The 21,554-nt window shown below is 71.6% G+C and carries 25 protein-coding genes and 1 pseudogene; 9 read left to right on the forward strand and 17 right to left on the reverse strand.

All coding sequences use genetic code 11. The features are described 5' to 3' along the window. The first annotated feature begins 303 nt into the window (after window positions 1-303). Together LG396_RS10570 and LG396_RS10575 are read left to right on the forward strand one after the other, a co-directional pair. The gene (locus LG396_RS10570) at window positions 304-621 is read left to right on the forward strand and encodes a hypothetical protein (protein ID WP_225794531.1); all 318 of its coding nucleotides are present in this window, start codon (window positions 304-306) and stop codon (window positions 619-621) included. Beyond that, window positions 621-938, forward strand: a complete 318-nt coding sequence (locus LG396_RS10575) for a hypothetical protein (RefSeq protein WP_225794532.1) — start codon at window positions 621-623, stop codon at window positions 936-938. Before LG396_RS10570 ends, LG396_RS10575 begins: the two co-directional genes overlap by 1 nt. Window positions 939-1,454: 516 nt before the next feature. On the opposite strand, the gene LG396_RS10580 is transcribed toward LG396_RS10575, so the two are convergent. From LG396_RS10580 to LG396_RS10660, 17 genes and pseudogenes are all read right to left on the reverse strand, one after another. Continuing rightward, window positions 1,455-2,045, reverse strand: coding sequence for a hypothetical protein (locus tag LG396_RS10580; protein WP_225794533.1), 591 nt, complete (start codon window positions 2,043-2,045; stop codon window positions 1,455-1,457). A 525-nt stretch (window positions 2,046-2,570) separates the two neighbouring features. Further along, window positions 2,571-2,972, reverse strand: coding sequence for a hypothetical protein (locus LG396_RS10585; protein WP_225794534.1), 402 nt, complete (start codon window positions 2,970-2,972; stop codon window positions 2,571-2,573). 124 nt (window positions 2,973-3,096) lie between these two features. Further along, window positions 3,097-3,537 (reverse strand): hypothetical protein, encoded by a 441-nt coding sequence (locus tag LG396_RS10590; protein WP_225794535.1) that lies wholly within the window; start codon window positions 3,535-3,537, stop codon window positions 3,097-3,099. Between the two features lie 33 nt (window positions 3,538-3,570). Continuing rightward, a pseudogene (locus tag LG396_RS10595) lies at window positions 3,571-4,440 on the reverse strand (SPDY domain-containing protein). A gap of 44 nt (window positions 4,441-4,484) precedes the next feature. After that, window positions 4,485-5,717 (reverse strand): ATP-grasp domain-containing protein, encoded by a 1,233-nt coding sequence (locus tag LG396_RS10600; RefSeq protein WP_225794536.1) that lies wholly within the window; start codon window positions 5,715-5,717, stop codon window positions 4,485-4,487. 47 nt (window positions 5,718-5,764) lie between these two features. Next, window positions 5,765-6,067 (reverse strand): hypothetical protein, encoded by a 303-nt coding sequence (locus LG396_RS10605; RefSeq protein WP_225794537.1) that lies wholly within the window; start codon window positions 6,065-6,067, stop codon window positions 5,765-5,767. 38 nt (window positions 6,068-6,105) lie between these two features. Next, window positions 6,106-7,341 (reverse strand): MFS transporter, encoded by a 1,236-nt coding sequence (locus LG396_RS10610; protein WP_225794538.1) that lies wholly within the window; start codon window positions 7,339-7,341, stop codon window positions 6,106-6,108. Then, a complete protein-coding gene (locus tag LG396_RS10615) occupies window positions 7,338-7,853 on the reverse strand; it encodes a regulator (protein ID WP_225794539.1) in 516 nt (171 codons plus the stop codon). Before LG396_RS10615 ends, LG396_RS10610 begins: the two co-directional genes overlap by 4 nt. Next, window positions 7,850-8,620, reverse strand: coding sequence for a winged helix-turn-helix transcriptional regulator (locus LG396_RS10620; protein WP_225794588.1), 771 nt, complete (start codon window positions 8,618-8,620; stop codon window positions 7,850-7,852). The genes LG396_RS10615 and LG396_RS10620 overlap by 4 nt, the downstream gene beginning before the upstream one ends. A gap of 98 nt (window positions 8,621-8,718) precedes the next feature. Further along, window positions 8,719-9,117 (reverse strand): hypothetical protein, encoded by a 399-nt coding sequence (locus tag LG396_RS10625; protein WP_225794540.1) that lies wholly within the window; start codon window positions 9,115-9,117, stop codon window positions 8,719-8,721. A 10-nt stretch (window positions 9,118-9,127) separates the two neighbouring features. Then, window positions 9,128-9,571: a hypothetical protein gene (locus LG396_RS10630; protein ID WP_225794541.1), complete on the reverse strand. Its 444-nt coding sequence runs from the start codon at window positions 9,569-9,571 to the stop codon at window positions 9,128-9,130. After that, window positions 9,568-10,035 carry a hypothetical protein gene (locus tag LG396_RS10635; RefSeq protein WP_225794542.1) on the reverse strand — a complete coding sequence of 156 codons (468 nt, stop codon included), beginning with the start codon at window positions 10,033-10,035 and terminating at the stop codon, window positions 9,568-9,570. Before LG396_RS10635 ends, LG396_RS10630 begins: the two co-directional genes overlap by 4 nt. Before the next feature lie 284 nt (window positions 10,036-10,319). After that, window positions 10,320-11,063, reverse strand: coding sequence for a hypothetical protein (locus LG396_RS10640; RefSeq protein ID WP_225794543.1), 744 nt, complete (start codon window positions 11,061-11,063; stop codon window positions 10,320-10,322). Window positions 11,064-11,079: 16 nt separating this feature from the next. Further along, window positions 11,080-11,793 (reverse strand): winged helix DNA-binding protein, encoded by a 714-nt coding sequence (locus LG396_RS10645; RefSeq protein ID WP_225794544.1) that lies wholly within the window; start codon window positions 11,791-11,793, stop codon window positions 11,080-11,082. Continuing rightward, window positions 11,790-12,266, reverse strand: a complete 477-nt coding sequence (locus LG396_RS10650; protein WP_225794545.1) for a hypothetical protein — start codon at window positions 12,264-12,266, stop codon at window positions 11,790-11,792. The genes LG396_RS10645 and LG396_RS10650 overlap by 4 nt, the downstream gene beginning before the upstream one ends. After that, the gene (locus LG396_RS10655) at window positions 12,263-12,814 is read right to left on the reverse strand and encodes a DUF4913 domain-containing protein (RefSeq protein ID WP_225794589.1); all 552 of its coding nucleotides are present in this window, start codon (window positions 12,812-12,814) and stop codon (window positions 12,263-12,265) included. Before LG396_RS10655 ends, LG396_RS10650 begins: the two co-directional genes overlap by 4 nt. A gap of 163 nt (window positions 12,815-12,977) precedes the next feature. Next, window positions 12,978-13,733: a DNA-methyltransferase gene (locus LG396_RS10660; protein ID WP_225794546.1), complete on the reverse strand. Its 756-nt coding sequence runs from the start codon at window positions 13,731-13,733 to the stop codon at window positions 12,978-12,980. A gap of 485 nt (window positions 13,734-14,218) precedes the next feature. Here LG396_RS10660 and LG396_RS10665 point away from each other — a divergent pair, with 485 nt between their 5' ends. From LG396_RS10665 to LG396_RS10695, 7 genes are all read left to right on the forward strand, one after another. Beyond that, on the forward strand, window positions 14,219-15,340 hold the full coding sequence (locus LG396_RS10665) for a C40 family peptidase (RefSeq protein ID WP_225794547.1): 1,122 nt from the start codon (window positions 14,219-14,221) through the stop codon (window positions 15,338-15,340). 138 nt (window positions 15,341-15,478) lie between these two features. Next, window positions 15,479-15,793, forward strand: coding sequence for a DUF6112 family protein (locus LG396_RS10670; protein WP_047017229.1), 315 nt, complete (start codon window positions 15,479-15,481; stop codon window positions 15,791-15,793). Next, window positions 15,790-16,491 carry a hypothetical protein gene (locus LG396_RS10675; RefSeq protein WP_225794548.1) on the forward strand — a complete coding sequence of 234 codons (702 nt, stop codon included), beginning with the start codon at window positions 15,790-15,792 and terminating at the stop codon, window positions 16,489-16,491. Before LG396_RS10670 ends, LG396_RS10675 begins: the two co-directional genes overlap by 4 nt. 27 nt (window positions 16,492-16,518) lie before the next feature. Next, complete coding sequence (locus LG396_RS10680; protein ID WP_225794549.1) at window positions 16,519-17,889, forward strand: SCO6881 family protein; 1,371 nt, start codon at window positions 16,519-16,521, stop codon at window positions 17,887-17,889. Between the two features lie 82 nt (window positions 17,890-17,971). Beyond that, window positions 17,972-19,450 carry an SCO6880 family protein gene (locus LG396_RS10685; protein WP_225794550.1) on the forward strand — a complete coding sequence of 493 codons (1,479 nt, stop codon included), beginning with the start codon at window positions 17,972-17,974 and terminating at the stop codon, window positions 19,448-19,450. 87 nt (window positions 19,451-19,537) lie between these two features. Next, window positions 19,538-20,005 carry a DUF6238 family protein gene (locus tag LG396_RS10690; RefSeq protein WP_225794551.1) on the forward strand — a complete coding sequence of 156 codons (468 nt, stop codon included), beginning with the start codon at window positions 19,538-19,540 and terminating at the stop codon, window positions 20,003-20,005. Then, complete coding sequence (locus LG396_RS10695) at window positions 20,002-21,519, forward strand: putative type IV secretion/conjugal transfer ATPase (protein ID WP_225794552.1); 1,518 nt, start codon at window positions 20,002-20,004, stop codon at window positions 21,517-21,519. Before LG396_RS10690 ends, LG396_RS10695 begins: the two co-directional genes overlap by 4 nt. The last annotated feature ends 35 nt before the right edge of the window (window positions 21,520-21,554 follow it).

A 21,554-nucleotide genomic window follows, 5' to 3' on the forward strand; every position in this document is an offset into this window, starting at 1 on the left:
TGTCCGGAGGCACTCCTGCGGACACGGGTCGGGTGCCCGCGACAGCGAGTACCGCAGGCATCGGCTCACCCGGGGGCGGGTGAGCCGGTCACCGTACGTCCACCCGGGGGCCTCCGGCCGCACGGTATATCCGGATCACATCCCTTTTCACCCGCGGGCGCCCTGCCGCCGACGACCCTCAGCTCAGGACTACAAGAGCACCCCGTGGCGGGTGTCTTGCAGGTCCCGCATCCACCTCACCCGTACGAGGCGCGGTGTGCCGCAAGGGCCCGGCCCGCGGGGCGGGCCCGTAGGCTCGGCGCTGTGGCAGACATCCAGAACACCCAGGGCTTCAAGGCCCTCCTCGCGCAGACCGAGGCCGAGCTGCTCACCCGCGGCCTGGACGTCGTGCCCGTGGGAGTGCGCAACGTGCTCACTCACGCGGTGAACACCGTCGCCGAGCGCATGAGGATCCAGTCCCGCTCTGCCCTGCGCTACGTCGACCCTTCGGTCATCGCCGACCAGATCGCCAAGGCCGGCGCCGAGTCCACCGACGGCTCCGAAGCAGCCCACGGCATCCTTCCGCTCCGGCTGGACAACCGCACGGTGCCCACCGCCGGTGGGTCACCGGGCGCCCCCTGATGGCCCTGGCCCAAGCCGCCAAGTACGCCACCGCCAATGGCGATCCGCGCGCCGCGCAGCACGCCCTCGACCTGATCTGCGAGATCGGCGCCGCCATCGCCGAGCTGGACCGCGACCACGCGCCCGTTCCGGCCGGGGTCCTCGACGAGACCGTGCAGATCCTGGAGCGCGTCGCGCAGAAGATCGAGAAGGAGGGGTGGAGCATCTGCCCGTGCGGCGAGGACCACGGCCAAGCCCGCGCCGACGCCGCGGTCCCCGCCGTCATGCGCGCCGACGCCGGCCTCGTCCGCACCGTGCGGACCAGCATCGACCGCTGACTACCCACGCCCCCGGCTCTGGCCCACCAGGTCGTCGCCCCTCGGAACCAGTACCGGTACCGGGCTACCGCTGACTTCCGTTCCGGGGGCGTGTTGGACGGGAGCCGGGTGGGCAGGGCCGGCCAGGGTGCTGTTGTGCTCGGCTGCGACCCAGGCACCGGGGAACCAGATCCCGGTGTAGTACTCAAGGGCAGCGCGCAGCACCACCTGACCGAGGGGTCGGCACCCTCGCCGTCCTGCCGAGCGGCGTCAATCGCAACGATGTCACCCAGTTGATCCCGCTGCTCGATGCGATCCCCGTCGGTTCGTGGCCGGGCAGCATTCTTCCGGCTACCGCCGCGGTGCCCGGCCCGGAACGGGGCCGGGCACCTATCCTCGAGTGGTCGAGCGAATATCCGCCGAACTCGTCTGCTGACTCATCCCCCACCGACAGCTCAGCTCATCGTGCCTGCCGCGGAAGCCTACCGGCAGGGCCCCGTTTCGTGCCGTTGCTGACGAGGTTGCGGATCGGTAGCGTCAGCGGACGACGTGGCCGATCACCTTGGCGACGACGTCGGTGATCAGGGGGCCGCACCCCTCGGGTGCGCGGCCGGTGAACTCCAAGGTGAAGCGGTCGTCGTCACCGGCGATGAACTGCAGGCTCTTGTTGACCGAAGCGAAACGAGGGCCGATTGGATTGTACGAGTCGCCCACGGGGTCTCCGGTGGGGGCAATCACCTGGGCGCTATAGGACTGTTCGCCCATGTCCTTGGCGCATGAGGGGTCGGTGTTACGAGCGTGCTTCCAGGTGATGTTGACTACGGAGCCGGTGTCCGCCTCGAACTCCTGGGAGATGCTTCCCGCTCCGATGTCGACCGCCTGGTAGGTGTACTGGGTGAGGGCGCGGCTGTAGAGGGTCACCCCGCCACGGGCGTCGGCCCCGGCGACCTGCCAGTCGCCGATGCTCTCGCCGTCGTAGAACTCCACGACGCCTCCCGCTGGGGCGGCCGGCGCAGAAAACGTGCCGTTCTTGATGAGGTTCCCGGCCGCAGCCGCGGGGTTGACAGCGCCGGTGACGGCCAGGATGGCGGCGCCCAGCAGGGCTCCGACGGACATGCGCTTGTTCATGCCATTCCTTCATTCGTCGAGTAGATGATCCGCCATTGCCGCAATGGCAGTCGTATGGATGGACAACCCCCGCCCGGACCACGAGAGCCGGATGGCCAGCACCCTGCGCCAACGGCAATAGGTGGCTCCCCAGCGAACGAATCCGGAGTGGTCAGGGACGAGCGGTCCGCGCCAGCAGGTGAGGTGGTACGGCACCGACCGTGCACAATCGGAATCGGTCCGTCTCCCAGGCCGAAGGCGTTCCCTACGCGCGTTGTCTCACCGAGGACTGCCCTGCATGGGCGACGATGCCTGGCGGAGCCCACCGGCACATCAGCCGATCACGACCAGGCTGCACCAGCGGTCCGGGCATTCACGACAGGCGGTGGGGTGCAAGAGTCGATGCTGGCCGCAAGAGGCACGCACAGGTGGATCAGAGCGGGGGCGCCGTAGCGGCCAGCAGTATCTGCGACGCGCCCATGGCGCCGCTGGGAACGGTGGGTGCCCCTCGACTCCTGAGCGGCACCCGCAGCTCACCTTTCGCTGTCAACTGAGGCCGAACAGCGGGTCGATGTGCCCTAGAGCCTTGCAGGAATAATACTGTTCGTCGCCGCTGTACTCGACGGAGTAGCCGGAGATCTCCCCTTCGACTGAGGTCGTGATGTCGCTGATACTGCCGTACTCCATGGTGGCCCATCCCTTGTCGTCGGTCTGCGACGTGCCGAGAAACGTACCGTGGTCGCCGACGTACCAATCGATGTCCGCATAGGACACCGGCTTTCCCTTACTTGTCAGCCGGCACTTACCGCGCCCATGCAGACCGGAGGCGAATTTCCCCTTGATGGGTTCGGCCACCAAGGTCGTCGGCTGCTTTCCGGACGGTTGTTCAGCAGGAGGTGTTGTCTGTGATGGCTGGTCGCCACCGGCTGGGATTCTCTTTGGTGACATGACGTCTCCACTCGATTATCGAACGCGTGTCCCGCGCTCTGTGCGAAAACAGCATCTCACGCCATGGCGCCTTTTTACCTTCACATGGGAAACGAATCGCCGATCCCCTAGGCAATCAAGACCCTCACGGAGTACATGAGGTTGCGGTGACGCGACACAGAAGATGACGGGTCAGAGATTCGTCGACAGCAGGCGGCAAGTCCCGGAATCTGGGAGCGCTTGTTCGGCAGTCCGCAATGGGCACTTCCTCACATCGCCATCGATCGCGGAAGCGTACTCCGTCCGTCACCCGCGCGATGGGTGTGTTGTGGGCTTTGTCGCGGCGGTGGAAGGTGCCGTAGTCAAGGAAGGTGAGCGCGACGGCGTCGATCACACCGCGGTCGGAGTGGATGACCACGGCACGCAGCCCGCCGTAGACCTCTGCGTTGATGGTGGAGGCGAACTCGATTCGCAGCCGCAGCGGCGCGTCCGGCACAGGTGAGGCGTAGCAGGTGTTGCCCACGACGACGGCGTCGTGGAAGGGGAGGCACAACTCGTCGAAGAACTCGCGGGCATGCAAGGACACCTTGGATCCTTCGTTTCGGGATCGGCCGCGGGGTCATCGGCGCGGGCCGGGCAGGGCTGGTCGGCTGCTGGTGCTCCGGCGCGGGACGCTGGCCGCGGGTAGCGCGGCCGGGCGGCGGGCGGCAGCCCGCCGGACATCGAGGGGCGAGGGCACCGGCGGCAGCGGCGCCCGGATGGGGGTGGGCTGGGCCATGCCCTCGACGTAGCTGGAGGTGGCTTCGCGCCACCGGGGCAGCGGGGCGGGGTCGGCGACGCACCGGGTGACGGCGGCGAGCAGCGCGACGGGGGTGTCGGCGCTGGCCGTTGCATACCAGGCGGGCCTGTCGATGGACCGGCCCGCCCAGAGCTGCCATCGGGCGTCCCGGCTGGTCACTTCGGCTTCCGGGTCGAGGTCTCCCCCGGTGTACTCCAGACCGGCACGCCGGTCCGGAGCATCGACGGTGAAGAGCCCCAAGTAGGGGCGGTCCAGTGTCCAGCCCTGTTGCAGAAGGGGGTCGATGATGCGGATGGGGTCGCGCTAGGCGATCCCGGCCAGCGGCCTGGCGAGGTAGGCGGCGCGGCCGGCTTCGTAGGCGGTGGCGAGTGCGCTGGTGAAGACGGTCACGAACTCGGTGGGGGTGGCATCGTTGAAGCAGACGGCCCAGGCGGGCGGGCCGAAGGGGTCGCGGTAGGCGTTGATGCGCCACACTCCGTCGTCCTCGCCTTCAGGGAGGTAGCCCAGACGCACCCGCCGGTCCGGGGCGGCGGTGTAGGCGTTGCCGAGGCCGTCGTAGTGCAGCTCCCAGCCCAGGCGCAGGAGCGGGGCGAGAGCGGGATCGCCGGTGCCGGTGGCGGTGGCGGCGGCGAGGTACCGGGGGGTGACGTACACGTCCCCGTCGATGTCAGGGTCGTTCACTGGATACATCCGAAAGATGGGGTTCGCAGATGGTGCCGAGTCAGGGGGGCGGTCTACGCGGGAGCGATCCGGATGGTCAGGTTCCGGTACGCCTCGGTGGACCGGGCCCGCGCCTCGGCGGCGGTGGTGCCGGTGGTGATGACGAAGCCGATGCGGGCGGTGAACATGTCCCCGTCCGGCGGTAGGACAAGGCGGTCCCCGGGGTCCCGTTGGAAGGTGACGCGCTCCAGCCAGTCGGCGCGGTGGGCGAAGTCGGTGTCGATGTCGCGGGTGGTGAGGGTGCCGGAGTGGGCGGGGTAGATCATTCGGATGGCCGCGGCCCGGTTGCGGGTGGGGGTGAGGTCGGGGGTGTGGCCGCAGGCGATGTCGGCGGCGGCGCGGGCCAAGTCGATGCCGGTGGTGAGGTGGACGAGGTGTCCGATCATGTCGCCGGCCAGGCGGGCGTTGACCTCGATCAGCCGCAGGCGGCCGTCGACCAGGCGCATCTCGACGTGGCTGACGCCGTCGGTGACGCCGAGGGCCTCCAGCGCCGCCGTGGCCGCCGCGGCGACCCGCGGCAGCAATGGATCGTTGGCATCGACGACGTGCGCGAGTTCCTCGAAGCCGGGGGGCATGCCGACGGTCTTGTGGGTGACGGCGACCGCGGTGGTCCGGCCCTTGTGGGTGACGCACTCCACGCTGATCTCCGGCCCGTCGAGGTACTCCTCGACCAGGACCTGGGGGCTCTCCACCTGCCGGCTCGCGGCCCGGGCGGCGTGGCGGTAGGCGAAGGACAGTTCGTCGTCGGTGTCAGCGCGGGTGACGCCCATGCTCGCGGCGAGCGAGGCCGGTTTGAGTACGACGGGGTAGCCGACGCGCTGGGCCGCCTCACGTGCCTCAGTCTCGGTGCGGATCCTGACGCAGAGCGCTGAGGGCACCTGTCCGCGGGCGAACGCGGCCCGGGACGCGGCCTTGTCACGGCACCGGCGCAGCGCGGAAGGAGGACTGGTTGGCAGGTTGAGGCTGCGGGCCAGGTGGGCGGTGGGAACGAGGTACCACTCGGTCCACGTCATCACCCCAGCCACAGGATGCCGCCGGCGCAGCGCACGGCCGGCGGCCAGCAGAGCCTCCTCGTCGGCCGGGTCGGCGACCTCGGCGTCGATGATCCATGGGCGCTGCCACATCGCCTCCGCCTCGGAGATAAGGACGACGTCGTAGTGGGCGGCGATGTTCTTCAGGCACCATCCGCGGTACGCCTGGGCGTCCCGGTCGGCGGCGACGATCAGCAGGACGGGACGGGCGGTCAACGAGGCTCCGATCAGCAGACAGCGGGATGACGAGCTGGCCGGTGGGGTCAAGGTGCGCGGCGTTGGCGCAGTTCGAAGGCTGGGGCCCACTGCGGGTGGTCGGCGATCAGCTTCCGGGCGTAGAGGGCGGTGTAGTTGTTGTTGAGCCCGCCGGCGCTGGGCGGGAGCTGGCGGCGCAGGTCCTCGAAGAGGTCCTTGAGGCTGATGCGCGTGAGGCCGGCGGCCAGGTGCCGGGCGGCGCGGCGTTCGAGTGCGCGGTAGATGTGCGGGTTCTGCTTGTCGAAGGCGTGGAACCGTTCGGTGATGGTCCGACCGCTGGCGCAGGGTGCCTCGGGGCGGGTTGGTGACATGGCGGGCCTCCTCGGTCTGCGGGAGCGTGGGCGGCGGGTCAGGTGTGCAGGGCGGGGTCGGTGCGCAGGCGGGTGAAGGCGAGGAGGAGTCCGAGGGCCTGTATGGCGGCGCAGGCGGTGATGACGTGGCCGAGGTCGTCGGGCGGGGTCAGCGCGGTGAGCACGCCGGCGAGGGGGAAGGGCAGCAGGAGGATGAGGATGGTCGCCGCCAGGGTGCTGCCGAAGACGGCCGTCGGGATGAGGCGGGCACGCAGGGTGCGCAGCACGACGGTCATGCCGCCTTCGGCGGCCATGAGGAGGGCGATGAGGATCAGGTAGGAGCGGTAGGTGGGTGCTTGGGCGGCGGCCAGGCAGGCGAGCGAGGCCAGTGCGGCGCAGGCGGCGCCGACCGTCCACAGGCCCAGCCGGTCGATGGCGAAGCGGCATAGCGCGACGCTGGCCAGGGTCGCGGCGGCGGCGGTGGACCACAGCAGGCCCACGGCGGTGGTGGACTGCCCGAAGTGCTTGACGACGATCACGGGGGCTGCGGCCTGGAGGAAGCCGATGGCCAGGTTGGACAGGGTCAGTCCGGTCACGAGCCAGCCGAGTGCGGGCAGGGAGCGGATGGTGCGCCACCCCGTCACCAGCCCGCCACCGGCCCGGTCCTTCGGTGCCCTGGCCGGAGCGACGGGCGAAGGCGGGGTGCGCAGGGCAAGGAGCGCGGCGAGCAAGGAGATCGCCGCCACCACCACGAGCATCTGCGGCGCCCCGGCGAGCAGCAGAACCCCCGCGGCGGCAGGGCCAGCCAGGGTGGCGGTCTGGTCGATACCCAGGAGGACGGCTTGGACGCGGTGGGCCCGCGGGCCGGCCCGGCGGCCGGCGGCACCGCCGGCGGTCTCGGCGGCGATGTAGCTGAACTCGGTGAGCACGCCGGTCGAGGCGGCCAGCGCCATCACCGTCGCGCTCGCCACCGCGCCCGCCGGATGGAGGTGGAGGAGGATGGCGCCGGCGGCCAGGGCGAGGGTGCGTCCGAGGGAGGCGAGGCAGAAGACGACCGATGCCCCGCGCCGGTCGACGACCGATCCGGCCCACCCGAACGCGGCCAGCCGGGGGATCCACTCCAGGGCGAACGCGAACCCGGTCAGGGCGGCGGAGCCGGTGGTGTGCAGGACCAGCAGGGGGATGCCGTAGGTGGACATGGCGAACGCCGCGGCGTCCGCGGTGCGCGGCAGGTAGATGCCGCGCGCCAGCCCGGCGGTATGACGTGCGTGCCGGGGAGCGAGCGCGGCGCTCACGCGGCAAGGCCGTGCTGGGTGCCGGGTTGGGTGAGGTGCGGGTTGTCCGTCAGCCACCGGATCAGGTGACCGGGCAGGTCCTCCTCGGTGTCCTGGCCGTTGGGCATGTCCGTTCCCGGGTGGCGGTGGTGTCCGGCGGCGCTGTCGGTGGCAAGGACGTGGATGAGGAGGTCGAGGGTGTGCTGGATGCGGGTGGTGAAGGTGCTGACCGGTCCCGGGTAGGCGTGGTGGCGGGCCCAGCGGGCGGTCGCGTCGTAGAAGGCGGCCAGGTGGCAGCCGGAATCGGTCAGGTCGAGACCGCCTGCGGGTCCCGCCTGCACGAGACCGTGAGCGCGGGCAATGTGGACGGCGCGGCGCGCGCTGCTTCTCGTCAGGTCGGGCAGGGTCGCGGTCAGCATCCTCGGCGGTATCGGCCCGTTGTCGTCGATTTCGGTGATCAGCCGGATCAGTGCCGGCGAGGACAGCACGCGGGCGGCGGCGCGCAGTTCGGTCGGGCCCAGCGTGGTGGTCATCGGTTCGGGCCTCCCGCCGGGAGCGCCGCTGGCGGCCCGGCAGGGGTGGCGTGTGAGAACAGATCGCTGTACGAGGGCCGGGCCCCGGCGTGCTGTGGCGCCGCGGGGGGCGTGGTGGTCGGCCGCGTGGGGTGGCCGGCCTGCGGCTTCGGCGTGTACGGGGCCTGTGTGTGGCCCCAGACGGGGTGGTGGGCGGCGTGGTTGAGGGGCTTGCCGGCGGCCCAGGCGGACAGGCTGGCGAGCACCGGCCCGAGGCCCTCGCCGGCGGTAGACAGCCGGTAGGGCTGGCCGGGGCCGTCGGTGTCGACCAGGCCGTCGGAGGTGAGCTGGCGCAGCGGCGGGTAGATGTTGCTCCAGGCGCTGTGGGGCATGACGAGTTGGAAGAGTGCCCGGCCGCTGGTCTCTCCGCGGCTCTTGAGCGCCCACAGGATGCCCGCGGCGTGGCGCCGGGTGAGCAGGGTCAGGCTGTCTTCGATCTGGTCGATCGTGGAGGGCGGTTGGGCGGCTTCTTCGAGGTGTGTCTCGGCCCAGGTGACGATCACTGGCAGGACCGGGAGAAGAGCAGCGCCGCGGTCGGTGAGTCCGTACGTGACGTGCCGTGTCGTGTGCTCGGTGCGTTCGACGAGGCCGGCGTCGCACAGGGTGCGGGTCTTCGGGTGGGACTGGCTGTCCTTCAGCCAGGGCAGGCGGGCGGCCAGTTCGTGGTACCGCAGCGGCTCGGCGGAAAGGGCCAGCAGGATCCGCACGTTCCACCGCGGGGTGATCATGGCGAGTGCCTCGGTGACCCGGGCGATGTCCGCGTCGGTTTCGGGGGAGAGGCCCAAAGGAGAACTCCTGGGTGATGAGGGCAGGGGGCGCCTGCGGCTCAGCGGCTGCGGGCTGCTGCTGTCGGGCGGGGCGGCGGCGAAGGAGGCGCGGTCGTCGCCGGGGAGGCAGCTGGGCGGGTCAGGCTCTGCAGGACGGCGGCGGCGGAGGTGGCCTGGACGTCGTGGACGGCGACGGCTTCGGCGAGCCGGCGGGTGCCGTCGAGGAGGTGGGAGACCTCATGCGGGCCGAGCTGCCGGCCGGGGGCAAGGAGGCGGGTGAGGTAGTCGCGGTGGAAGGTGATGCTGTGCTCGGCGTGGGCGAGGGCCTGGTGCATGCCGAGCAGGGCGGCGAGCATCCCGGGCCGCTGGGCCTCGGGGTGTGCTTTGAGGTCGGCGAGCGGCTCGCCGTACAGGTCCTCGATCCGCCCCGCTATCCCGGCGGCGGTGAGGTCGGGCAAGCGGGTGCTCTCACCGCCCCGGGGTGGCAGTCGACCCGGTACGCGTGGCCGCGGGGGTGGCGGTCGGCGGCAGCGTGGTGACGGCCCTGTGCTGGGTGATGCGGACGGGGCGGGAGGCGGCGGGTGCGGGCATGGTGCGCAGCAGCTCGGCGAGCGCGGCGCGGTAGCCGTCGCGGGCATCGAGCGCCGCCTGCAGCCACTGCGCGTCGCCGCGGAGCTTGTCCGCGGACAGCTCGCCCATGTCCCGTTGTGGCGCGGTGTCGGCGTGCACCCGGTCGCGGACCCTGGCGACCTGCTCCTCCGTCAGGGCGAGGAACGCGCGCAGTTCCAGGGCGCGGACCAGCGCAGGAGCCGGGTCGGACCCGGCCGTGCTCGCGTGCAGGGCGTCGAGTCGGGCGCCGAAGAGTTTCTGCAGCTCGTCGTCGGCGCTGCTGGGCCGGACGTCCGCGCTCACGAACGGGCCCTTCCCGCTGCCCGCGGGCTCGCCTGCGCCGACATCGAAGCGGGCGCCGCCGCGGGGCGAGACGGGGCGGTGGTCTGCACCGCCGGTCCCTTTCGCCGCGGGGTGGTCTGCTTGCCGACCGCGTCGGGGTCGAGGAGGTAGCGCACGACCAGGGCCCGGCCGTCTCGCGCGGTCACCGCGGCGTTGACGAACTGGGCAAGGTCCATCGTGGGGTCGTCGACCTCGCCGGGCTGGGTGTCCAGCGCAGCCAGGAGGTCGTCCTCCGCGCGGTCGAGCACCTCCTGGGATTCGACGAGGAGACCGTGCCACTTCACGACGTCGGTGGCTTGGGGATTCGCGTCCGGCCGGGCGGCGACCGCCGCCTGCAACTCATCGATTTTCATGTCGAATTGGGCTTCGATCCGTTCGGTGAGCACGCCCACGACGTCAACGTTCTCGGGTATGTCGTCGGACAAAGGAACTCCGTTCAGCGAGAAAGGAAGGAGAAGGGCCTGGCCGTTCGCGAGCCGTCATATCCGTATCCGCGGTGGGGGACCCCGGCACGCGCCGCGCACCGGGCACCGCGGGGGCTCGGGAGATTTTGGGTGGAACGCATGCCGGTATGGCCTCCATGCGGGGACGCAGACAGCGGTGGAAAGTGGCCCGGGTGTTCCGGGCGGTATAAGGGTCCACAGATTCGCCGGTTTGGCTAACCGGCGATCGTCGGCTATGTTTCGCCCGGCCCCGCGGTCATCTGCGCTCAGCGACAGGGTCCGGCAGGGCGCCGGACAGGGGCCCCGGGCAGCCCGGGCGGGCGTGGATTCGCTGCCGCCGGACGCATCGGCGGCAGGGGGCCGGCGTCGCCGGTGAGCCGGTCCCAGCACCATCCCCAGGCGTCCTGCGGGGTGGCGAAGCCGCCCTCCCGCAGGGTGTACGTCTGCGCATCGGTGTCGACTTCCTCGACCACGACACGAAACGGCGGCACAGCGTGCTCGTCCTCGGCGCCCATGGCCACGACCGTGACGAAGTCCTCCGGGTCGTCCCGGTTGTAGGAGAAACCGACGCCGTAGTCGTCGCCTTCGAACATCAGGCGCCGCGCCAGCACCCGCGTCGCCTCGTCCGCAGGCTGGGGACCCAGCTCGGGATCCAGGGCGATGGCGTCGGGAGGGCAGCCGCGGCGGATCAGCCAGGACTGCACCATCGCGGGCAACGGCAGCACGTCCTGGTCGAAGCCGAAGGTCCGCTTGTCCGCATCCCGCTCCAGGTACACACCGAGGTACGGGGGCTCGCCCGGATGCCCCCAGGTTGCACTGGAGTCGAACAGGACGTAGTAGCTGCGGCCGTCGGCGGAGTGGTGTTCGGCGAGGGGGACCAGGCTGTCGACGTGGAGGCCGACGAGGACATAGAAGGCGCGGGAGACCTCCTCGTCGGCATCGAGCTGGTCCACGCCGAAGTCGACCTCGGAAGACTTCCTGCGGGGCGGCTCGGCTTGGGTGGCAGGCAACGAGAACCTTTCGGAATCAGCGCCGGCGGGCAGGGGTGGAGGGCCGGGTCACAGGCCGGGCACCGGGCTTGGGCAGCGAGGTGGTTGGCGGCCGGCGGGCGGCGAGCAGCGCGGCACGCCCGGTGTCGGTCAAGGTGACTGGCTGGCCGGCGTGGAGGGGGTGGGTTGTGTCCCGGGCGACCAGGCCGGCGGCCTCCAGCCGTTGCAGTTCGGCGTAGGGAATGCGCGTGCCGGAGGCAGCAGTCACGGACACCTGGCCGCTGAGCAGGTGCTGGTAGAGCTTGGCTCCTCCGGCGATGGCGAGCAGGGCGCGCTGTTCCGCCTCGGAGAGGTGTGGTGGGCCGGGCGTCGTGCTGGTGGCGGTGGCCTCGAGGGGCTCCAGGGCTGCGGATACCCGCCCGGCGGCGGCATCGCGGGCGGTGGTGGCGTTCTTCAGTGCCGCGACGGTGCGGTCGATCCGCGTGAGAAGGGCGTCATCGACGGGCAGCGCGCCGTCGGCGAGGCGGTGCAGAACGCGGAGGTAGAGGTCCACACTGGCCCCCGCCCTGGCCAGCGCATCGTGCTCGTCGACGAGGCGGGCATGCGTCTCGTCGAGGACGCCGCGGTTGCGGTAGGCCCGCAGTGCGGCAAGGCCGTGGCCGGTGACGGCTTCGATGCGATCAGCCAGTGGCGATTCCGCTTCCCGGCCGGATGCAGGGTTGCCAGGCAGGGGTGAAGCTTGGTGCGTCAACGGGTGCGTGGCCGCGGGGCGGCAGGGGTGGCAGGCCGAGGCGCTGGAAGCACGTTGGGCGGGGGGCCGGGACGGGGCACGGGCCCGGGTCGGGTGAGCTGGGGGGAGCGGGAGCGTGCCGCGTGGGTGCGGGCGCTCAGCGGCCGTCGGGCCAGGCCCAGACGGTGGCCGACGGTGTCGTAGACGTCGTTGCCGGCACGGGGCCTGACCGCGATGACGTGGATCTCCTGCCGGTGCGGCGAGTCCTGCGGCGCCGGGCGGAGGCCGTAGATGATGCGCCAGTCCTTGCGGTCCATGGCGACCTTGCGGTAGCCCGCCAGGTCGCCGTCGAGACGTTCCCCGAAGGCCCGGGCGTTCACGAGGTCTTCCAGGTAGGACAAGGTGAGGTCGCGGATGTCGCCGGGCGCCTGCAGCAGATCGGTAAGAGCACGGGGATCGAAGCTCAGGCCGAAGGTCTGCCGGTTCCCGGTCACGACCCTGCCCCGTCCGCTCCAGCGCGCCGGGCACTGTCCGCCGCGCTCGCTGCTGTGCGCGCGGACGGCGCCGGGCCGGGCAGGATGCGGTGTGCGGGCCGGTCGGGGGAGGTCATGCAGGCCGACAGCGGACCGCCCGGTGACCGGATCGCCGCGACGGCGTGGGTGAGGAAGTCCCGGTGCCACACGAACAACCCGGCCAGTCCGGTGTCGGGTTCCTTGTGCTGCTGGTAGGCGAGCCACAGGGCGTGGAGCCAGGCGACGACGTCGTCGTGCTCCTGCCACTGCAGGCACCAGGGCGCAGCCGTGGTGACCTCCGCCCCATAGACCGGGAGGAGAAAATCATCGACCCAGTCGCTGAGGGCGTCGAGTTCGTCCTCGCGTTCCTGGCCCTCAAGTTCGAGGATCGGGCGGGGCTCCGGCGGCGCCGCGGGAGGTCCGCCGAGCCCGGGCATCCCGAAGGCCGCGAACGGCGAGGCGCCCGACCCGGGCGGGGGCGCGGCGGCGAGGCGGTCGAGCTGCTGGGCCTGCTGCTGCGACTGCTGCATAAGGCGACGGACGCTCGCCTCGACCCCCTCCAACTGAGGGTCCGGTACGCGAACGGGCTCCACCCCGTCGGTGGAATCGGATTCGGGCATGAAGGGGCAGACCTCCTACGAGGCGGGGAAGAAGAGGGTGTGCGGGATCTTCACTGGCCGGCGGGCGGAGGGCTCAGGCGGTGAGCACCACGTCGTCCTGGGTGAGGGTCTCCCGGAGCGTTTCGGTGAGGCGGTCGGATGCGATCGACGCGTAGTGCGGCGACTTCTCCACCCCGATGAAGTCGCGGCCCTCCAGGAGGGCGGCGACGCCGGTGGAGCCGGAGCCGGCGCAGAAGTCGAGGACCGTGCCGCCGGGCGGGGAGATCTTGACCAGCTCCCGCATCACGGGCACCGGCTTTTGGGTGATGTGCTGGCGCCCGGCCCCGGAAGGCTGCGACCCGGAGTACATGCCGTCGAGGTAGACGGGGTTGCGGGAGCCGTCGATCGCTCCCTTCGACGCCCACACGATGAACTCCACGTTCTGGGTGAACCGGCCCTTTTGCGGGCGGGCTCTGGGCTTGTGCCAGGCCAGTACCCCGCGCCACAGCCATCCGGCCGCCTGGATCGCGTCCGTGGTGATGGGCAGCTGGCGCCAGTCGGTGAACAACAGCCCGGTCCCGCCGTCACGGGTCAGGCGGTGTGCTTCGGTCATGATCTGCGTCAGCCAGAAGCCGTAGCTGCGCTGGTCCATGTTCTCGCCGGTGAAGTCGGCGAGTTCGGTCTTGGCGTCGGCTGAGGTGTACTTCTGCTTCGCGGAGCGTGTCGTGCGCTCCTTCGCTGTCCGCCCGCCGGAGTTGTAGGGCGGGTCGGTGATGACGGAGTCGACGCAGTCGTCCGGCAGGCCGGAAAGAACGGTGAGAGCGTCGCCCTGGTGGAGGGAGAAAGGCAAAGACAGACCCCGATTCGGGTGGAAGCACCAAAGGGACTCCCTTCTCGCATGTGCGTCCTCGCCGGCCGGGGGCATTGCAGAAGCCCAGGGACCACGTGGGGCGAGGAGGAGGCGGAGGGAGTCCAAAAACTGTATCGGTGAATGCGGCGACGGCCAAAAAGTCCGCTGCAGGGGTGCCGGTTTCCGGCACCTCAGCGCCGACTATTTGGTCAACCGCAGATCCGGGTCTACAGTTTTTAGACCGCCCGGCGCCCCACGCCGCTGGCCGCTTCCCCAGCTCGCCGCACCGCGACCGCCCTCTCGGCATGTCCGGCACCCGACCTGATCACATCGAGCGCGCAGCAACACGCCGCGGCCCTTCCTCGATCTCCCGCAGGCGATACGGCGCGCCGGGATCGCACACCCTCTCCCGAAGGGAACCTCCCCATGAAGTCCCGCTATCCGCCTCTGCCGACACGCGCTGATGTGTCGGCGGTCCGTTCGGTTTGAAGGCGCTGGCCGCCGGCCTCGGCGTCGTCTTTCTTTCCCCGTTCCTCCTCGCCGGCGCCGGCATGATGCTGGCCTCCTCCAGCGAGGCCGCCGTGACCGCTGCGTCCGCCGGCAGTTGCCTGACCGACCTCGACTCCGCCGAGATCACCGAGCAGGTCGCCCGGGTCCTTGACGGGACGCCCGGCAAGGACATCCGCATCGAGGGACTGGACCTGCCCGGAGAGCAGGTCCCGCACGCGGCGACGATCGTGGCCACCGGCCGCTCTCTCCATGTCCCAGCGAAGGGGCAAGTCGTCGCGCTCGCGACGGCGATGCAGGAGTCGCGGCTGCGGAACCTGAACTCCGGCGACCGCGACTCGCTGGGCTTGTTCCAGCAGCGTCCGTCGCAGGGCTGGGGCTCCGCGCAGCAGATCCGCGACCCGGTCTACGCCGCCGAGCAGTTCTACCGGCACTTGCTGGCCGTGGACGGCTGGCAGCAGATGAGCACCGCCCAGGCAGCGCAGGCCGTCCAGAAGTCCGCCTACCCCGACGCCTACGCGCAGTGGGAGGACCTGGCCACCGCCCTGCACACGGCCGTGACCGTGACCTTCCCCAGCGCCGGCGACGATGAGCAGCCCGCGGACCCGGACTCCTCGGCCGCCGGCACCGGCTGCGCCGGGGGCCCGGACGGTTCCGGCTTCGGCCCCATCCCCGAGGGCAGCATCCCGAACGGGTACCGCATCCCGCGGGACGCCGATCCGAGGGCGCGCAGAGCGATCGTGTGGGCGATGCGGCAGCTCGGCACGCTCTACCAGTGGGGCGGCTCCTGCACCGACGCCCACGGCCCCGATCCGATGGGGCGCTGCGACTGCTCCAGCCTGATGCAGCAGGCGTACGCGCACGCCGGCGTCCCCCTCACCCGCACCACCTACACGCAGATAAACGAAGGCAAACCGGTCCCCCGCCACCGGCTGCGGCCCGGTGACCTGATCTTCAGCCGCGGCACCGCAGCCCGCCCCGAGCACGTCGGGATGTACCTGGGCCAGGGCCTGGTCATCGAGGCACCGCGCACCGGCAAGCCCGTGCGGATCACACCCCTCGCCGACTGGACCGTCCTCGCGGCACGCCGCGTCCTGTAACCCCCCTTCCCGGAATCGCCCCGGACAGATCGCCGCGGCCGTCGCCCGCGCGTCCCGAGCGCGCCTTCCGCTCGGCTTCTCCCCTTCCCCGCTGCCCGTTTCGCCCTGCTCACGTATGCAAGGAGCCCCGCTGCCCCCATGCCCCTCCCTCTCGCAGATCGCTTGATCCACCTCGCCTACGACCCGGGAATCTCGCCCAAGGGCGGCGGCCTGCCCGGCCTGAGCGTGCTGAAGAACGTTGTCAACTCGATCAACTTGTTCGGCATCGTGGCCGTCGTCGGTGCCCTGGCCGTCTCGCTCGGCGTGTGGGCCTGGGGCCACCACACCGGAGGCCACCAGGCCGAGGCCAACGGCAAGAAGGGCGCCGTCGTCGCCGCCGGCGCAGCCCTCGGACTCGGCGCCGCCAACGGCATCGTGTCGTTCTTCTCCAACCTCGGATCGCAGGTCCAATGAGGCAGAAGCGATTCCCCAGCCACGCCCTGCCCTCGGCCCGGACCGGGTACCCAGGCGGCAGACGCGCCGCGATCGCCGCCGCGGCCGTCGCCGCCCTGCTCGCCACCACCGCCGCCATCGCCTTCCTGTCCAGCAGCAGGAACGGCGACACGAGCCCCGAGCGCGCCGCCCCGGCGCCAGCGAGCAGCCCGCCACCTGCCGAACCGTCCAGGCAGCCCGCCCCTCCTTCGCAGTCCGGGTCCGTGCCCGGGCCACCGCGGCTCGGTGAGCCGGTCGCCTTCGCGAAGGCGGCGGCGAAGATGCTGTGGTCCTACGACACCCGCACCACCAGCCGTACCGCGCAACTCGCCGGCATGCGCGCCTGGATGACCAGCGAGAGCCGGTACGCGGACTGGGCGTCGGTAGCCGGCCAGGTGCCCGATCCCCTGCTGTGGTCGCGGATGGCCGACCAGGACCAGCGCGCCACCGCCACGGTCACCGAAGGCCATTTCCCCGCCGCGTTCAACCAGGCCCTGGCCGACGACCCCACAGCTATCACCGAGGCGTACGTCTACGCCGTCACCGTCACCGGCAAGCAGCAGATCGCCTGGAACAAACGCGGCGGCGGTGCCGAACAGCGGGCCGTGACGCTGGCCGTGCAGTGCCGTCCCGGGCGCGCCTGCTCCCTTGCCGCCGTCGCCCCCCGTGTCGCGCCGTGACCCGCATTCCAGCGAAGGGAGGAACGCGTGCCGTTCTGTGACATCCCGGTAGCGGGCAGGCTCTGCGACGTCGACGACGCGGCCGGTTTCATGGCCGACCCGGGCAAGGCCATCGGCGACTGGATGGCCGAATCCGCGGGCGAACTCGCCGTCGCCGCGGTCGACCTGGCCGCCGAGGGCGTCGACACCACCACGAAGGTCGACCTGAACGCCGGCTGGTTCCGCGACAACTACGAGACCCTTCTGCCCCTGGGCCTGGTACTTCTCGTCGCGACGTTCTGCGCGCAGCTCGTCCGCGCCGCCATCCGACGCGACGGACAAGCCCTCACCCAGGCGTTCACCGGCACCGCAGCCGGGGTGCTGTTCGCATTCTGCGCCATCGCCGTGACCACCGTCGCCGTCGAAGTAGTCGACGCCCTGTCCGCCGGGCTGCTGAAATCGGCCGACCTGAGCATCGAGTCAGCCGTGCGGCGCATCGTGAAGGTCAACCAGATCCCGGCGGTCGCCCCGCTGGGCTGGCTCGTCTCCGTCGTCGCCGGACTCGGCGCCGCCGCCGGTGCGTTCCTGTACTGGGGCGTGATGATGGTCCGCAAGATCGGCATCCTCGTCCTGGTGACCCTGGCGATCTTCGCCGCCGCCGGCGGCGGCTGGGAAGTCGCGCGCCGCTGGCGCAAGGGCTGGATCGAAGCCACCGCCACCCTCGTCGTCAGCAAGCTCCTGATGACGGTGATCTTCGTTCTCGGGATCGCCGCCATGGGCAAGACCGACGCGAAGGACGGTGTCGCCGCGCTCGCCGACGTCATGGCCGGCATCGTCATCATGGCCATGGTTTTGCTGTGCCCGTACGCGGTCTTCAAGTTCGTGCACTGGGCGGCCGACACCGACGGCGAGTCGCTGCACCGGGCCGGCGGCGCCGGAGCCCAGATCGCCCGGGCCTACGGCGAGAAGGCCGCCCGCAAGGGGGCAGCCGCAGCCACCGGCGGCGCCGGAGGCGGCGCAGCAGCCGGAAGCGAAGCGGGAGCAGCCGCGCCCGGCGGTGATGCCGCCGGCGCGGGCGGTTTCCCCGGCGACATCGCCGCCGATCCCACCGGCGGGGGCGGCCAGAAGGCTCCGCCCGGCCGGGGCGCGGGCGGCTCGTCGTCGGACAAGGCGGGCAAGCCGAGTCTGGACAAGGCCCTCCAGCCCGCGCCGACGAACGTGTCCGACGACACCAGCAGCCAGATGGGCGGCAGCCCCGGGCCCGCCACTTCGCCGTCGAGCAGCGGCTCCGGGCCTGGCAGCGGCTGGCAGTCGGCGCCGCCGAAGACCAGCCCGCCTCCACGGCACACCCCGCCGACCGGTGCACGCTACGCCCAGGCCGACGGGACGGCCGAACCGCCGCCCCCGGCCGGCCCGTGACCCTCCGACCGACGGGGGCGGGAGGCGGCGTACGTCTCCCGCCCTCGGGTTCCACCCGCGCGCCCGTCAGGACCTGCCCCCTGTGACTGATCCTTCCGCCGCGCCGGTGACGGTGAAATTCCCGCACCGGTCCCGCCGCGGCATCCTCCTGGGGCTCTCGCTGCCCCAACTCGTCCTCGTCTCCTCCACCCTGGCGCTGCTGCTGATGACGGTAGTAAGTACCGGGCTGCTCGGTGCCGTCGTGCTGGCCCCGCTGTGGGCGGCCTCGGCGGCGATGGTCGCTGTGCGCCGGCACGGCCGCTCCCTGATCGACTGGGCACCGATCGTCGCCCGCTACATCCACCGCCGGCGCACCGGGCAATCCCTGTGGCTCGCCCGGCCCGTGACCCGGCCCCGCCACGACGGCGTCCTGCACCTGCCCGGGGCCGCCGCCTCCCTCAAGGTGGTCACCCCCGGCGACTCCGCCCCCCGCGCCGCCGCGGTTCATGACCCCCACCGGCAGACCCTGACCGCCATCGCCCGCGTCACCGGCCCCGCGTTCGTCCTTCTCGACCCCGCCACGCAGAACCACCACGTGGCCGGCTGGGGACGCGCACTGGCCTCGATCGCCCGATCGGGGCAGATCGCGGCTGTGCAGGTCCTGGAGCGCACCGTCGCGGACAGCGGCGACGGCCTCGCCCGCCACTTCACCCGCAACGCACAGGCCCAGACCCCAGCGCCGGCCGCCGGGCAGATCTACTCCGAACTCCTCACCTCCGCCGGCCCCACCGCCGCCCCGCACGAGACCTACCTGGCCATCTCCCTCGACCTCAAAGCCGCCCGGCGTCTCATCGCGCAGGCCGGCGGAGGGCTGACCGGCGCGTTCACCGTCATGGCGCAGACGACCACGTCCGTCGCCCAGGCCGCCCGCAACGCCGGGCTTCAGGTCGCTGGCTGGCTGACCGCCCGGGAGATCGCCGCCGTCATCCGCACCGCCTACGACCCCAACGCACTCCCAGCGCTCCAGCAGTGGTCGACCACCGGCCGCGCCGAAGCAGACCCCGCCGCCGCCGGGCCCGTCGTGCAGGTCGAGGAGTACGACCGGCTCGCCACCGACAGCGCACGGCACACGACGTACTGGGTGGAGAACTGGCCGCGCACCGAGTCGAACGCCGCCTTCCTGCACGGGCTGATGTTCACCCCCGGCGTGCGGCGCACCCTGTCACTGATCTACATCCCGCAGGGCCTGCAAGCCGCGCTGCGCGACGTCCAGCGCAAGAAAGCCGCGATCATCGCCGACGCGAACGAACGCGCCCGCCGCGGGCAAGTCGACAGCGAAGAAGACTCCGTCGAATACGCCGACGTCAAAACCCGCGAGCGCCAGCTCCTGGCCGGGCACGCGGACGTGGCCCTCACCGGACTGGTCACCGTCACCGCCGCCACCGACGCCCTCCTCGACGCCGCCTGCGCCCAGATCGAAACCCACGCCGTCACCGCCGGCGTCGACCTGCGGCGCCTGAACTACCAGCAGCCCGACGCCTTCACGATCACCGCACTGCCGCTGGCCCGCACCGCCCTGTGACCGCCGACGGGCCTCCGACCGGACCGCGTCTTCCCTCGTCGCCGCCAGCGACCTCTTCGCCCCTGTCCCGGGCAGAACGGACCACTAGTGACCTCGCGCATGCACCCGGACGACGCGCACCCCTACCTCCGCGCCGCCAGCGCCGGGATCCGCCACCACACCCGCGCCCGCACGGGCCCGGATGCCCATCCGGCCCCGCCGGCGGACCGCCCGCATCTCGACGTGCTGCACGCGCACCTGACCGCCGTGCACCAGCTCGTGGACCACCTCGCCGAGACCACCCGGCCCCGGCATCCTGCAGCCGGCCGCCACCTGGCCGCCGCGCACACCCGCCTGTGGCAAGCCGCCGCCGAACTCCACGACGCCTTCCACCTGCTCCCCAGCCACACCGCGGCAGACGACATCGAGGCCCGCACGTGCCATCCGGAACGGCTGCCCGAAGGACCGCCGGTGCTCACGATCTGCCAGCGCCACCTCGCCACCGGGCACAGCATCCGCCGCAAAACCACCCCCACCGACCACCGGCAGCCCCACACCACCACCTGCACGCGATGAACCACCGGCCCACCCGCCGCGCCGTCCACGCCTCCGCCGCGCTGTTCACCCCCCACGGAACCGACCGCGCCAGCCGCAAAGCAGCCCGCCGCCGACTGGCCGAAGCCACTGCCGAGGCCCGCGCCCAGGCCGACACCCAGCACACGGAACCCGCACCGGCGGCGGGCGAGACGGCCGTCGCGCTCTACCCTCCAAGTGGACGCCCCGGGCCCGCCTCCGCCCGCAACAACCGGCTGAAGCTGCCCGCCCACCGCATGACCACGGCCGTGGCCGCCGGCGCGTATCCCTTCCTCGCCGAAGGCGGCCTCGGCGCCGACGGCATCTACATCGGACGCGACGTCCACGCCGAAGCGTCGTTCACGTTCGACCCCTTCGAGCTGTACGGCAAGATCGCCGGGTTCACGAATCCGAACCTCATGCTGGCCGGGGTGATCGGCCAGGGAAAGAGCGCGCTGGCCAAAAGCATCGCGCTGCGCTCCGTCGCCTTCGGCTACCGCGTCTACGTCCCCTGCGACCCCAAAGGCGAATGGACCGCCGTCGCCAGCGCCCTGGGTGGCCGGACCGTCGCCCTCGGACCTGGGCTGCCCGGCCGACTCAACCCCCTGGACGCCGCCCCACGCCCCGACGGCGTTGCCGAGACGGACTGGGCCGGCGAGATCCGCAAACGGCGGCTGCTCCTGCTGGGCTCCCTGGCCCGCACCGTCCTTGCCCGGGACCTGATGCCCATGGAACACACCGCCCTGGACATCGCCCTCGACCACTCCGTCACCCACGCCGCCGGCACCCGCCGGCCACCGCTCCTCGGCGACATCGCCGCCGCCCTGACCAACCCCGGTGTACTCCACGAAGCCGGGGAACCCGAGACCGGGTCGGGGCACCTCGCAGAAGCGGCCCGGGACCTCGCCCACGCCATGCGCCGCCTGGTCCACGGGGACCTGGCCGGCATGTTCGACGCCCCCTCCACCGTCGCCTTCGACCCCGCCGCGCCGATGCTGACGATCGACCTGTCCCGGCTCGGCGGCTCCGGCGACGACACAGCCCTCGTCCTTGCCATGACCTGCGCCTCCGCCTGGATGGAAGCAGCCCTGGTCGACCCGCACGGCGGCCGGCGCTGGATCATCTACGACGAAGCCTGGCGCCTGATGCGGCACGTCGGCCTGCTGAAGCGCATGCAGGCACAGTGGAAACTCAGCCGCGGCCTCGGCATCGCCAACATGCTGATCATCCATCGGCTGTCCGACCTGCTCACCGCCGGCGACACCGGCTCCCAGGGCCGCGCCCTCGCGGAGGGCCTCCTCGCCGACTGCTCCACCCGAATCATCTACCGCCAGGAAACCGATCAGCTCCACACCGCCGCCACCCTCCTGGGCATGACCACCGTGGAAGCCGACGCCGTCTCCCACCTGGGCCGCGGAAGGGGCCTGTGGAAAGTCGCCGACCGCAGCTTCATCGTGCAGCATCTCCTGCACCCCCACGAACTGACGCTGTTCGACACCGACGCCCGCATGCACTGAGACGCGGAAGGACGGGTTCGGCAAAGCGCTGGTGA

Source organism: Streptomyces aculeolatus, assembly GCF_020400605.1.
Lineage (GTDB): Bacteria > Actinomycetota > Actinomycetes > Streptomycetales > Streptomycetaceae > Streptomyces > Streptomyces aculeolatus.

Excerpts from the sequence above, each read along its gene's own strand:
- LG396_RS10605 (WP_225794537.1), bottom strand. The coding sequence starts at position 6,067 with ATGTCACCAACCCGCCCCGAGGCACCCTGCGCCAGCGGTCGGACCATC.
- LG396_RS10670 (WP_047017229.1), top strand. The coding sequence starts at position 15,479 with ATGCCCCTCCCTCTCGCAGATCGCTTGATCCACCTCGCCTACGACCCG.
- LG396_RS10675 (WP_225794548.1), top strand. The coding sequence starts at position 15,790 with ATGAGGCAGAAGCGATTCCCCAGCCACGCCCTGCCCTCGGCCCGGACC.
- LG396_RS10575 (WP_225794532.1), top strand. The coding sequence starts at position 621 with ATGGCCCTGGCCCAAGCCGCCAAGTACGCCACCGCCAATGGCGATCCG.
- LG396_RS10585 (WP_225794534.1), bottom strand. The coding sequence starts at position 2,972 with ATGTCACCAAAGAGAATCCCAGCCGGTGGCGACCAGCCATCACAGACA.
- LG396_RS10655 (WP_225794589.1), bottom strand. The coding sequence starts at position 12,814 with ATGCAGCAGTCGCAGCAGCAGGCCCAGCAGCTCGACCGCCTCGCCGCC.
- LG396_RS10620 (WP_225794588.1), bottom strand. The coding sequence starts at position 8,620 with ATGATCACCCCGCGGTGGAACGTGCGGATCCTGCTGGCCCTTTCCGCC.
- LG396_RS10615 (WP_225794539.1), bottom strand. The coding sequence starts at position 7,853 with ATGACCACCACGCTGGGCCCGACCGAACTGCGCGCCGCCGCCCGCGTG.
- LG396_RS10580 (WP_225794533.1), bottom strand. The coding sequence starts at position 2,045 with ATGAACAAGCGCATGTCCGTCGGAGCCCTGCTGGGCGCCGCCATCCTG.
- LG396_RS10695 (WP_225794552.1), top strand. The coding sequence starts at position 20,002 with ATGAACCACCGGCCCACCCGCCGCGCCGTCCACGCCTCCGCCGCGCTG.